Below are 12716 nucleotides of genomic sequence, written 5' to 3' on the forward strand. Positions count from 1 at the left end.
TGAGGCAGTGCTGCGCCTTTGGCACCAGTCCCCGCTCCCAATCCCTTCCCGCATGAGGGAAGCGGGAGCCCGGCAGCACCGAGGTTCGAAGATCTCGGCCGTAAAATTCGGTCCGCGCGTTGCCTCAGCGCAGGCACTCGGCCACCGCTAGGGACACGGAGCCCTTCACGGCCGCAGCGCCGGTGCGCACGAGTTCGGCTGCGTCTCCGACGACACGGGCGGCGGGGGCCAGAGTGTCGGCCACCGTGTCGACAAACGGCAGGGCCGGTCTGGGGAGCGAACCGTCCTCTGCGGGCTCTGAGGCCTCGGCGTGGGCGGCGGCGAACGGGTCGGCGCCGCGCTGCGGCGCTTCCGGGCAGCGGCGGCCGGGACAGGAGCGGCGGTTCGCGGCGGCGAGGCGCGACGCCGGCCGAGCAGAACCTCCCGCGTGCAGGGTCGAGGGTGCCGTCTTCGTCACCAGCCCGTCGAGTGGATAGGCTTCCGCGAAAGCCAGCGAGGCCGGCATCCGGCTCGGCACAGGAACGTTGGCGCCCGACCGCACGAAGGCCGTCGGCGACGGCGCGGCAGGGATCGAGGGAAGAGATTCAGTCGTGAGAGGATCCAGTTGCGCCACGTTCGCCTGGACGACAGGCCGGGCCGGATTCGAGGACGGGCAATAGAGCGAGGCGACGCCCAGCAGTGCCACGACGGCCAGCGTTGGCAGGAATGGCATCGAGACGCGGCCCGTGGCGGCGTCCGTGAGGGCGGGCTGACTTGGCCTGCGCATCCGAATCACCGATCTCCATGACCGCTTCGAGACCTGCAAGATGCGGCCAGCATTGCGGCGGAAGCTGGACCGGATCTTTTCGCGGTCGTTGCAACTGATGGCATTGGGGGAAGGCGTGAAACCGGACGCGATGCGAGCGCCCGCGGCCTTCCCGGCGGCCGTCGCCGAAGGGCATATACCTTGCTTAGCTTGGGATGCCCCAACGGGGTGCCCTGCCGCGAGGATCCGCCCCGAACCGGGCTCCGATGACCGAATCCAGCCTGACCGTCGCCGTTATCGATCCAAGCCGCGCGCGAGCGGCGATCCTGGAAGAGGGGTTGCGCGCGGCCAGCGTCGGCCGCGTCGTGATCATCCCCGACACGGCCGACCTCACGGAACGCCTGACCGCGCTCAAGCCCGACGTGGTGGTCATCCACCTGGAGAGCCCGAGCCGGGACATCTTGGAGCAGATGTCAGGAGTCTCCCGCCAGGTCGAGCGGCCGGTGGCGATGTTCGTGGACCGCTCGGACTCCACCATGATGCAGGCCGCCGTGGATGCCGGGATCTCGGCTTACGTCGTCGACGGGCTGCGTGCGGAGCGGATCAAGTCGATCCTCGACATCGCGATCCTGCGCTTCAATGCTTTCGCACGCCTTCAGCGTGAACTCTCGGAGGCGCGGGGCGAACTCGCCGACCGGAAGCTCATCGAGCGGGCCAAAGGCATCTTGATGAGCGTGAAGGGTCTCTCGGAAGACGAGGCCTACAAGCAGCTGCGGCGTAAGGCCATGAACGAGAAGCGCAAGATCGCCGACATCGCCCGGGCCATCGTGACGACCGCGGACCTGCTCGGATGAGGCTTCAACTCGGCTACGTCCCGCTCTGCGACGCGGCGCCCCTAGTTGCCGCACACGAACTCGGCTTCGCGCGATCCGAAGGGCTCGACCTCGACCTGACACCCGAGCCGTCCTGGGCGACGCTGCGCGACCGGCTGGCACTCGGTCACCTCGACGCTGCGCACATGCTGGCGCCGCTGGCGCTTGCAAGCCGCCTCGCCCTGTCGGGGCCCCCCTCCGACCTGATCGTGCCCGTGCAGCTCAGCGTCAACGGCAATGCCATCACCCTGTCGTGTGGCCTCTGGGCGGACATGCAGCCGGCGGGGACGGGGCTGCAGGCGGTCGCCCGTGCCTTCGCCAAGGTCGCCGAGGCTCGGCACCGGGCTGGCCAACCTTTGACCCTCGGGACGGTCCATCCCTTCTCGTGCCACACCTACCAGCTTCGGCTCTTCGCCGAAGCCGGCGGCCTCGATCCGACGATCCTGCGAACGGTCGTGGTCCCGCCGCAATACAGCGTCGAGACCCTCGCGCGGGGTCTTGTGGACGGCTTCTGCGCGGGCGCTCCGTGGAACGCCGTGGCGGTCGCCGCCGGCCATGGGCATGTCGCGGTGCTCGGGCACGCGCTGGCGCCTGACGCGCCGGAGAAGGTACTGGCCGTATCGGAGCGACTTGGCGGCGCCCTCCAGCCGCTGGTCCGGGCGGTGGCGCGGGCCGGGCGCTGGTGCGCCGACCCGGACAACCGGCCGGAGTTGATCCACCGCCTCGCCCGCCGGAATTATCTCGGTCTTGACGCGACGCTCCTCGCCGCCGCCATGCCGGGCGCCACGGCCGCAGAGGCAACGGACGGGGCGCATCTCCGCTTCGGCACCACCGTTCAGGAGCCCAGCCTCGACCAAGCCCGCTGGCTCGTTCAGCAAATGTGGCTGTCGCGGCAGATATCGGGGCGGGGCGATCTCGAGGCCGCTGTGGCGACAGTCTACAGGCCCGACATCTACCGGGCGGTTGCCGCGGATCTGTGAGCCCGGAGACAGCCGAGCTCTTTCGTCATTTTCCTGGGGCAGCGTCACGGTCGGTGCTGGAACGGCGGACGTCCTCGGCCGTTGTGCTCTCGCCATGCCCGGATGCCGCAAACTCGACACTGGTTCGTTGACGTCGCATCCGCGCATGCGGGTCGAGCTTCGACGGTATGTACGCCGAGGCGGCCGGGTCCCCCGGGCGTGCAACGACAACCGCCGTCCAGGCGCAAACCGTGCCTGGTACTGGGCCCTCGCCGTGGGCGCCATGCCGACGCTCGGCCTTCTGGCGATCCTGTCATCCCTGATCTGATCGCTCGGCGCCGCACAACAGCGCAGATACCGATAAGGCCTGCGCGCCGGTGAGCCTGCCTGCGATCGCCCGGCTCGGCGTAATCGCGAACCGAGCCAGCAGGCTGAACTGCGAAACCGAGTAGACCGCGCGGCGGCTTCCCGACATCCGGACTGCGCCGACTCTGCCGATTTGGCTGTCGCCCGCCTCATTTTTGTGCAGCGCACTTGCGACGCAACGGGGGGACGCGCTGCCGCGAAATATCGGCATTTCGCGAGCCGCCGCGAGCGCTTAGCGCTCCATTCCAAATCTGGCACGAAACCTGCTCGGTACGTGTCGTCCGTCAACGGCGACGGGCAGCGCCGTCAGCGAGGCCGCTGATCCGGTTCTCCTGGGGCTGAAGCCTGCTGGGAGCCAACCGGCAGCGGCTTTTTCGTGGGCGGTCCGCCAACGATCCTGCAATCGAGGTTCCAAACGCGATCGAGCGATGGCGACATCTTCAATGCACACCTGCGCAGACGACGCGGGCGCTGAGACCGGACTGCCGCGCGAGAGACTGGTGGTCGTCGGCAACGGTATGGCCTCCCTGCGCTTCCTCGAGCGGCTGACGGAGGGTTCACCGGGCCACTTCGACGTCACCTGCATCGGCGCCGAGCCAACGGCCGCCTACAATCGTGTGCTGCTCTCCTCGCTGCTGGGCGGCGAAGTCGATGAGGCAGCCTGCGCCTTCCGCGGCCTCGACTGGTACGCGGATCACGGCATTCGCCTGATCACCGGCGCTCCGGCGACGCAGATCGACCGCGAGAACGGCCTCGTGATCGTCGGCGAGACCCACGTCCTCCCCTTCGACAAACTGGTGCTCGCGGTCGGATCTCTGCCGATCCGCCTGCCGAAGCCAGGCATGGATCTCCCCGGCGTCATCACATTTCGTGATCTCGCCGACGTGGCGGCGATCCGGCGGGCTGCGGTCCAGCACGCCCGGGCCATCGTCATCGGTGGCGGCCTTCTGGGACTCGAGGCTGCGGTCGGCCTCGCGCGCCTGGGTGTCGACACAACGTTGCTCCACGTCATGGACCGGCTGATGGAGCGCCAGCTCGATCACCATGCCGCCGGGCTGGTGAAGCGCGCCATGGAGGCGCGCGGCGTGCGGGTCATCCTCAAGGCCGACACCGACCGGATCGAGGGGGATGGCCGCGTCGAGCGCCTCGTCCTGGCCGACGGTACCGTTCTTCCGGCCGATCTGGTGGTGATGTCGGTGGGCGTGCGCCCCTCGGTGGCGCTGGCGCAGGTAGCCGGGCTGACGATCGGCCGCGGCATCACGGTCGACGACCGGATGACGACCTCGGATCCGCGCATCTTCGCGCTGGGCGAGTGTGCCGAGCACCGCGGTCAGATCTACGGCCTGGTCGAGCCCGCCTACGAGCATGCCGAGACGCTGGCCCGCCACCTTGCCGGTCATCCGGCCGAGTACCGGGGGACGGCTCTGTCCACGAGCCTGAAGGTGTCGGGCCTGCCGGTCTTCTCGGCCGGGATCGTGGATACGCCCGACGATGCCGAGGCGATCGTGCTCTCCGATCCCGGTGCCGGCCTCTATCGCAAACTGCTGGTGCGCGAGGGCCGGCTGATCGGCGCAGTGTTCGTCGGCGACATCGCCGAGCAGGGCGCCTGCAAGGGGCTGATCCGCTCCGGCGATCCGATCGAGAGCGTGGACGACTTGATGTTCGGGCGCCCCGCGCCCGAGCCGCTGGCTGCTTGAGGAGGCGCGGATGTCCGAGACCACCACACAGATTGCCGCGGGCGCGTTCGAGGCCGAGCAGAAGCGCTACCTCGAAGGCTTCGCTTCCGGCATCGCCGCCGCCCGGTTGACCGGCGGCCTCGCCACGGGCGGGGCCGGAGCGGCCGCACCACCCACCGAGCCCACCGGCCCGGACGCGATCCACATCAAGGCGCAGGATCGGACCGTCAAGGACGGCGGCAAGCTCTGCGAGCAGGAGAAGTGGAAGCGCGCCGAGAACCCGTTCGACGGCCACAATCGCCTGATCCAGGAGGCCGCCGCCGGCAAGCAGCCGAAGCCGGAGGACAATTTCCGCTGGCGCTACCACGGGATGTTCTGGGTCGCGCCCAACCAAGTCTCGTACATGTGCCGGATGCGGATCCCCAACGGGATCCTGCACCATTGGCAGTTCGCGGGTGTCGCCGACCTCGCCGACCAGCATGGCGGCGGCTACGTTCACGTGACCACCCGGGCGAACCTGCAGGTGCGCGAGATCGGCCCCGAGCACGCCCAGCCGTTCCTCGACGGGCTCACCGATATCGGGCTGACCGCCCAGGGCGCGGGCGCCGACAACATCCGCAACGTCACCGGCTCGTCCACCGCCGGTATCGACACGCAGGAGCTCTTGGACACGCGCCCGCTCGCCAAGTCCTGGCACAACTGGATCCTGAACGACCGCTCGCTCTACGGCCTGCCGCGCAAGTTCAACGTCGCCTTCGACGGCAGCGGCGTGATGCCGACGCTGGAGGAGACCAACGACATCGGCTTCCAGGCCGTGGAAGTGCTGGACGGCGCCGCCGTGCCGCCCGGCATCTACATGCGCCTCGTGCTCGGCGGCATCTCGGGCCACCGGGACCTCGCCCGCGATACCGGCATCGTGCTGAAGCCGGAGGACTGCAACGCCGTCGCCGACGCGATCATCCGGGTGTTCATCGAGAACGGCGACCGTACGAACCGCAACAAGAGCCGGATGAAGTACGTCCTCGACGCCTGGGGCTTCGACAAGTACCTCGCGGCCGTCGAGGACAAGCTCGGCCGCAAGCTCGACCGGGTCGCGCCGGAGCAGGTCGCGCCGCGGAAGGCCACCGACCGGTTCGCCCATGTCGGCGTCCACGCCCAGAAGCAGCCCGGCCTCAACTGGATCGGCGTGGTCCTGCCGGTCGGCAAGATGACCAGCGATCAGGTCCGGGCGCTCGCCAAGATCGCCGCCGAGTGCGGCGACGGCCAGATCCGCCTGACCGTCTGGCAGAACTTCATCTTCTCCGGGGTTCCGGACGCGAAGGTCGCCGAGGTCGAGCAGCGGGTGCTCGATCTCGGCCTCACCACCAAGGCGGCGGGCATCCGCTCCGGTCTCGTGGCCTGCACGGGGGCGAAGGGCTGCAAGTTCGCGGCCTCCGACACCAAGGGCCACGCGCTGATCATCGCCGACCACGTCGAGACGGCCCTGCCGAACCTCGACGTGCCGGTGAACGTCCATCTCACCGGCTGCCACCACAGCTGCGCCCAGCACTACATCGGCGATATCGGGCTGATCGGCGCCAAGGTCGTCGTCTCGGAGGAGGGCGACACCGTCGAGGGCTACGACGTCGTGGTCGGCGGCGGTTTCGCCGAGAACCCGAAGATCGGCACCGAAATCTGGAAGGCCGTGAAGGCCGAGGATGCGCCCGCCCGCGTCGAGGCGCTGCTGCGCGCCTACCTCGCCCTCCGCCAGGGCCCCGAGGAGAGCTTCCAGTCCTTCACCAGCCGCACCGGCGCGGAGGCGCTCCGCGACGCCGCCGAGGACCAGCCCGCCCTGAAGGCCGCCGCATGACCCAGCACGTCTCGCCCCCCCTCGTCCTGATCCCCGAGACCGCGCCCTTCAACGAGGACCAGCGCGCCTGGCTCTCGGGCTACTTCGCGGCCCTGCTCGGCCCCGCCGTCGCGGGCGCGACGGCACTCGCGCCCGGCGAGGGCCCCGCCACGGGCCCCAAACTCGCCGACAACGACGACGCCCCCTGGCACGACCCGTCCGTGCCGATCGCCGACCGGATGGCGATGGCCAAGGACCGGCCCGAACCGCAGAAGCTGATGGCCGCCATGGCCCAGCAGGATTGCGGCCAGTGCGGCTACAACTGCGCCGACTACGCCAACGCCATCTTCCTCAAGAACGAGGCGCGCCTGAACCTTTGCCAGCCCGGCGGCAAAGAGACCCTGCGCATGCTCAAGAAGCTGGACGAGGAGTTCGGCGCCGCCGGGGGCGCCCCGGCGGCGCCGAAGGCGGACGACGATGCCCCGAAGGCGGCGGCCGATCTCGGCCCGCTCGGCTACTGCCGCGAGAACCCGGTCGAGGCGCTGTTCCTGTCCCGTCGACGCCTCAACGATCCGGGCGGCGAGAAGGAGACGTGGCACATCGAGATCGGGCTCGACGGCACGCCGATCCAGTACGAGGTCGGCGACTCGCTGGGCCTGTTCCCCGCCAACGCCCCGGCACTGGTGGATGCCGTGATCGCGGAACTCGGCGCCCGGCCCGAGCGGGTGATCGGGGAAAGGACCCTGCGCGAGCACCTGCTGATCAACTACGCGCTCGGCGCGGCGCCCGACAATCTGTACCAGCTGCTGTCGCTGCTCACCTCGGGCCCGGCCCGCAAGAAGGCGCAGGCGCTTGCCTCGGGCGAGGATCCGGATGGCGACGCCGCCTATCTCGACGTGCTCGGCGCGCTCCACAAGTTCCCGGGCGCGCGGCCCGACGCCGAGGTCTTCCTGGAGGCCTTGGACGAGCTGCAGCCGCGGCTCTACTCGATCTCGTCCTCGCCCAAGATGGATGTCGGCCGCGTGTCGCTGACCGTGGACGCGGTGCGCTACAACCACCGCTCGCGGCTGCGGCTGGGCGTGGCCTCGACGCACCTCGGTGAGCGCCTTCCGGAGCAGACCAAGGTGAAGGTCTACCTCCAGAAGGCGCACGGGTTCGGCCTGCCGGCCGACCTGTCGAAGGACGTGATCATGTGCGGCCCCGGCACCGGCATCGCGCCGTTCCGGGCCTTCCTGCGCGAGCGCGCCGCCACGCGGGCGCCGGGCCGCAACTGGCTGTTCTACGGCCACCAGCGGCAGGCCTCGGACTTCTTCTACAAGGACGAGCTGAACAGCCTGAAGGACGACAAGGTGCTCACCCGCCTGTCCCTGGCCTGGTCGCGGGACGGGACGGAGAAGACCTACGTTCAGGACCGGATGCGCGAGAACGGCGCCGAGCTGTGGAAGTGGCTGGAGGGCGGCGCGCATTTCTACGTCTGCGGCGACGCCAAGCGCATGGCCAAGGACGTCGAGCGGGCGATCATCGACGTGGCGGCGCAGTTCGGCGGCAAGAGCCCCGAGGACGCGGTGGCCTATCTCGCGGCGCTCAAGAAGGCCGGGCGGTATCAGGCCGACGTGTACTGAACCGCAACTTGCTCTCCTCCCCCTTGTGGGGAGGAGCCGGAGGTGGGGGTGGCGCAGGATGGGGCTCGGGCGGTGCCTTCTGCACCACCCCCACCCCTGACCCCTCCCCACAGGGGGGAGGGGAACGGCGGCGCGAAGCTTGCTCCCGCCCAGGACGACCCTGCGAGGATTCAGCCATGACCCAGCCAGTGGCGGCGCCGACGGTGCGGACCACCTGCCCCTATTGCGGGGTCGGGTGCGGCGTGCTCGCGACCCCGGACGGGCAGGGCGGCGCCACCATCGCGGGCGATTCCGAGCACCCGGCCAATTTCGGCCGCCTGTGCTCGAAGGGCTCGGCGCTGGGCGAGACCCTGTCGCTCGAGAACCGCCTGCTCCACCCGCAGGTCGACGGCGCCCAGGTCTCGTGGGATGCCGCGCTCGACACGGTCGCGGGCAAACTCCGCGCGGTGGCGGACGAGCACGGGCCGGACGCGATCGCCTTCTACCTCTCGGGCCAGCTCCTCACCGAGGATTACTACGTCGCCAACAAGCTCGCGAAGGGCTTCATCGGCACGCCGCACGTGGACACCAACTCGCGCCTCTGTATGTCGAGCGCGGTCGCGGCCCACCGCCGGGCCTTCGGCTCCGACACGGTCCCGGGCTGCTACGAGGATCTCGACGAGGCCGACCTGATCGTGCTGGTCGGCTCCAACACCGCGTGGTGCCACCCGGTCCTGTTCCGCCGCATGGCCGACGCCAAGGAGCGCCGCGGCACCAAGTTCGTGGTCATCGACCCGCGCCGGACCCAGACCGCGCAGGAATGCGACCTGTTCCTCGGCATCCGGCCGGGCACCGACACCGCCCTGTTCTCGGGCCTGCTGGTCTACCTGTCGGACAACGGTTTCCGCGACCGCGCCTTCATCGATTCCCACACGGCCGGCCTCGACGGCGCCCTCGACCGCGCCCGCCAGATCGCGCCGGACCTCGCGGCTGTCGCCGCCGTCACCGGTGTGACCGAGGCCGACATCGCGGCCTTCTACGCCCTGTTCGCCGGCACCCGCCGGGTGGTCACGGCCTTCTCGCAGGGGGTGAACCAGTCGGCGCAGGGGACCGACAAGGGCAACAGCATCATCAACTGCCACCTCGTCACCGGCCGGATCGGCGAGACCGGGATGGGGCCGTTCTCGCTGACCGGCCAGCCGAACGCCATGGGCGGGCGCGAGGTCGGGGGGCTCGCCAACATGCTGGCCGCCCACATGCACTTCACCCCCGAGGAGGTGGACCGGGTGCGCCGCTACTGGGGCGCCCCGCGGATCATCACCGGCGAGGGCATGAAGGCGGTGGCCCTGTTCGAGGCGATCGGCCGGGGCAAGATCAAGGCGCTGTGGGTGATGGGCACCAACCCGCTGGTCTCGATGCCGCGGGCCGACGCGATCCGGGACTCGCTCACCGGCCTCGACCTCTACGTGGTGTCCGAGGCGGTGGCGGATTCCGACACCGCGCGGGGGCGGGCCAAGACCACCGTGCTTCTCCCCGCCCAGGCCTGGGGCGAGAAGGACGGCACGGTCACCAATTCCGAGCGCCGGATCTCGCGCCAGCGCCGCTTCCTCGCGAGCCCCGGCGAGGCCAGGCCGGACTGGGCGGCGCTGGCGGATGTCGGGCGCCGCCTCGGCCACGGCCGGGCCTTCGCGTTCGACTCTGCCGCCGCGATCTTCCGCGAGCATGCCGGGCTCTCGGCCTACGAGAACAACGGCACCCGCGATTTCGACCTCGGCGCGCTCGCGGACATCGGCGACGCCGCCTACGAGGCGGCCCTGCCGGTGCAGTGGCCGATCCCGAAGCGCTCCGGCTTCCGGGGCGCCCCGCAGGGGAAGGCGAGGCTGTTCGGTGACGGCCGGTTCTACACCTTCGACCGGCGCGCCCGCTTCGTCGCGGTGCAGCCGCCGGCCCTCGCGCTCGCGGCCTCTGCGGCGTTCCCGCTCATGCTCAACACCGGCCGGGTCCGCGACCACTGGCACACGATGACGCGCACCGGGAAGAGCCAGCGGCTCTCCGCGCACCGGGCCGTGCCGTTCGTCGAGGTCCATCCGGACGACGCGGCGGCCCACGGCCTCGCGGAGGGCGACATCGCCCGGCTCACGACCGCGCATGGCGCGGCCGAGCTGGAGGTGACGGTCACCGACACGGTGGTGCCGGGCAGCCTGTTCATGCCGATGCACTGGGGCGGCGCCTTCGCGTCGCGGGCCCGGGTCGGCGCGCTGGTGCGGGGCATGACCGACCCGGTCTCGGGTCAGCCCGAGCTCAAGGCGACCCCCGCGGCGATCGAGTCCGTCGGCTACCGCGCCCGCGGCTTCCTGCTGACGCGCCGACAGGTGGCGCTGCCCGAGGACTGGTGGTGGGCACGCGCCGCGATCACCGGCGGCTGGGGCGCGCAGTTCGCCACCGCCGACAGCTCCCGCGCCGTGGCGCTGATGGTGCGCGGGCTGATCCAGAGCGAGGCGCTGCCGGGCGGCGAGCTGGCGGAATATGCCGACCACGCCCGCGACCGCTACCGCTGCGCGGTCTACGACGGCGACCGCCTCGTCGCCTGCCTCGCCTACGCCCCCGCCGCCGAGCGGCCGGACTGGGAGGCCGCCAAGGTCCTGTTCGCCGCCGAGTCGCCCGACGCCGCCGAGCGGCGGGCGCTGCTCTCGGGCCGCGCGGCGACCGCCTCGGCGGGTCCGGTGGTCTGCGCCTGTCACGGCGTCGGTGCGGACGTCATCGCCGCGACCGTCGCCGGAGGCGCCGGCTCCGTGGAGGCGGTGGGCGCCGCCTGCAAGGCCGGCACGAATTGCGGCTCGTGCATACCGGAGATCCGCAAGATGCTGGCCGGGCAGACCGCCCGCGCCGCATGATTATCTGATAGACTCTCGTTGAGGATGGATCGGCTTCTCCTGTCGGATCACCTCATCCTGCGGTGCCCGCGCGTGCGGGCCTCGAAGAAGGGCTCCAGGGATCGCGCGGCCGACTGGAGCCCTCCTTCGAGGCCTCCGCTACGCTCCGGCACCTCGGGATGAGGGGGCAGACGGGATCGGTCGGATCAGGACGATTCAGGACAGGCCCGTGACCGAGACCCCCCTGCGCGCAGCCCGCGCGCCCCGCGAGACCAAGGCCGCCGGCCTGGAGCCGCTGGCGGTGCTGCCCGTCTTCGTCCCCCTGCGCGGCAAGCGGGTGGTGCTGGCCGGCTCCTCCGGGGGCGCCCCCTGGAAGGTGAAGGTCCTCGCGGCGGCCGGCGCCCACGTCGACGTCTACGCGCCCGAGCCCAGCGAGGAGCTGCGCGCGGTGCCGGGCGAGATCGTCGACGGGCAGGTGGTGCTGCACGAACGCGCCTGGAGCCCGGACGACCTCTGGGGCGCGACCTTCTGCGTCGGCGCCTTGGAGGACGAGGCCGAGTGCGTCGCCTTCGTGGCGGCTGCCCGCGGGGCCGGCGCCATCGTCAACGCGGTCGACCGGCCGCATCTCTGCGACGTGAAGTTCGGCGCCATCGTCAACCGCTCGCCACTCGTGGTCGGCATCTCGACGGAGGGCGCCGCTCCGGTCTTCGGCCAGACGGTGCGCGCCCGGATCGAGGCGATGCTGCCCCGTGGATTCGCCCGTTGGATGGCCGCGGCCCGCGACTGGCGGGACGGCGTCACCGCGCGCTTCCACGGGTTCGCCGAGCGCCGGGCCTTCTGGGAGCGCTTCACCGACCGGGCCTTCGCGGAGCCCGACCGGGCGCCCTCGGACCGGGACCTCGCCGAGCTGCTCGGCGAGACCGAGAGCGCCCCGAAGGGCGGTGCCGTGACGTTGGTCGGCGCCGGTCCCGGCGACGCGGAGCTCCTCACCCTCAAGGCGCTGCGGGCGCTGCGCAACGCCGACGTCATCCTCTACGACGACCTCGTCGCCTCCGAGATCCTCGACTACGCCCGCCGCGAGGCGCGCACCATGCTGGTGGGCAAGACCGGCCACGGCCCGTCCTGCCGCCAGGACGACATCAACGCGCTGATGGTCCAGCTTGCCCGCTCCGGCAAGCAGGTGGTGCGGCTGAAATCCGGCGACCCGCTGGTCTTCGGCCGGGCCGGCGAGGAGATCGAGGCCTGCCGGGCCGCCGGCATCCCGGTCACGGTGGTCCCCGGGGTCTCGGCCGCGCAGGGTGCGGCGGCGTCCCTCGGCCTGTCCCTCACCCATCGCGATGCCGCCCGCCGCCTGCAATTCGTCACCGGCCACGACCGTCGCGGCGCCCTGCCGGACGATCTGAACTGGGGGGCGCTCGCCGATCCAAGCGTCACCACGGTGGTCTACATGCCCAAGCGGACCCTGCGGGCGCTGCTGGCGCGCGCCGTGGAGGAAGGTCTGGCGCCCACGACCCCGGCGCTGCTGGTGTTCAACGCCACCCGCCCGAGCCAGCGGGCGCTGCGCGGCACGGCCACCGACCTCGCCGACCGGGTCGAGGCCGCCGGCCTCGACGGCCCGGCTCTGCTGATGGTCGGCGAGGCTTTCGCCGAGATGCGGGGCGCGCTCCTAGTCCAGGCCGAGCAGAACCGCGTCGCGGTCTGAAGCGGCGTCTGAGTCGGTTTGAGCGGACGGCGCTCCGCGGGACGATGCCGGCTCGTCCCGCGACGATCTGCGGCGGCTTCCGAACCTGGGCAAA

8 protein-coding genes are annotated in these 12716 nt (G+C 71.0%); 7 read left to right on the plus strand and 1 reads right to left on the minus strand.

The window, feature by feature from the left end:
• Positions 1 to 124 precede the first annotated feature (124 nt).
• Positions 125 to 766, minus strand: a complete 642-nt coding sequence (locus ACLBX9_RS20580; protein ID WP_447720247.1) for a hypothetical protein — start codon at positions 764 to 766, stop codon at positions 125 to 127.
• 245 nt (positions 767 to 1011) lie between these two features.
• Here ACLBX9_RS20580 and ACLBX9_RS20585 point away from each other — a divergent pair, with 245 nt between their 5' ends.
• From ACLBX9_RS20585 to cysG, 7 genes are all read left to right on the plus strand, one after another.
• Positions 1012 to 1599, plus strand: a complete 588-nt coding sequence (locus ACLBX9_RS20585) for an ANTAR domain-containing response regulator (RefSeq protein WP_010685799.1) — start codon at positions 1012 to 1014, stop codon at positions 1597 to 1599.
• Positions 1596 to 2597, plus strand: coding sequence for a CmpA/NrtA family ABC transporter substrate-binding protein (locus tag ACLBX9_RS20590; RefSeq protein ID WP_447720248.1), 1002 nt, complete (start codon positions 1596 to 1598; stop codon positions 2595 to 2597). The genes ACLBX9_RS20585 and ACLBX9_RS20590 overlap by 4 nt, the downstream gene beginning before the upstream one ends.
• A 788-nt stretch (positions 2598 to 3385) precedes the next feature.
• On the plus strand, positions 3386 to 4639 hold the full coding sequence (locus ACLBX9_RS20595) for an NAD(P)/FAD-dependent oxidoreductase (protein ID WP_447720300.1): 1254 nt from the start codon (positions 3386 to 3388) through the stop codon (positions 4637 to 4639).
• A 10-nt stretch (positions 4640 to 4649) separates the two neighbouring features.
• Complete coding sequence (locus ACLBX9_RS20600) at positions 4650 to 6467, plus strand: NirA family protein (protein WP_447720249.1); 1818 nt, start codon at positions 4650 to 4652, stop codon at positions 6465 to 6467.
• Positions 6464 to 8068 carry a sulfite reductase subunit alpha gene (locus tag ACLBX9_RS20605; RefSeq protein ID WP_447720250.1) on the plus strand — a complete coding sequence of 535 codons (1605 nt, stop codon included), beginning with the start codon at positions 6464 to 6466 and terminating at the stop codon, positions 8066 to 8068. Before ACLBX9_RS20600 ends, ACLBX9_RS20605 begins: the two co-directional genes overlap by 4 nt.
• Before the next feature lie 176 nt (positions 8069 to 8244).
• The gene (locus ACLBX9_RS20610; protein WP_447720251.1) at positions 8245 to 10941 is read left to right on the plus strand and encodes a nitrate reductase; all 2697 of its coding nucleotides are present in this window, start codon (positions 8245 to 8247) and stop codon (positions 10939 to 10941) included.
• Between the two features lie 208 nt (positions 10942 to 11149).
• On the plus strand, positions 11150 to 12622 hold the full coding sequence (gene cysG / locus ACLBX9_RS20615) for a siroheme synthase CysG (protein WP_447720252.1): 1473 nt from the start codon (positions 11150 to 11152) through the stop codon (positions 12620 to 12622).
• Positions 12623 to 12716 lie beyond the last annotated feature (94 nt).

The organism is Methylobacterium sp. A49B (assembly GCF_053346215.1).

What these genes read in the sequence shown, in the direction of transcription:
- ACLBX9_RS20590 (WP_447720248.1), top strand. Translation starts at nt 1,596, where the DNA reads ATGAGGCTTCAACTCGGCTACGTCCCGCTCTGCGACGCGGCGCCCCTA.
- ACLBX9_RS20580 (WP_447720247.1), bottom strand. Translation starts at nt 766, where the DNA reads ATGCGCAGGCCAAGTCAGCCCGCCCTCACGGACGCCGCCACGGGCCGC.
- ACLBX9_RS20595 (WP_447720300.1), top strand. Translation starts at nt 3,386, where the DNA reads ATGCACACCTGCGCAGACGACGCGGGCGCTGAGACCGGACTGCCGCGC.
- ACLBX9_RS20600 (WP_447720249.1), top strand. Translation starts at nt 4,650, where the DNA reads ATGTCCGAGACCACCACACAGATTGCCGCGGGCGCGTTCGAGGCCGAG.
- ACLBX9_RS20605 (WP_447720250.1), top strand. Translation starts at nt 6,464, where the DNA reads ATGACCCAGCACGTCTCGCCCCCCCTCGTCCTGATCCCCGAGACCGCG.
- ACLBX9_RS20610 (WP_447720251.1), top strand. Translation starts at nt 8,245, where the DNA reads ATGACCCAGCCAGTGGCGGCGCCGACGGTGCGGACCACCTGCCCCTAT.
- ACLBX9_RS20585 (WP_010685799.1), top strand. Translation starts at nt 1,012, where the DNA reads ATGACCGAATCCAGCCTGACCGTCGCCGTTATCGATCCAAGCCGCGCG.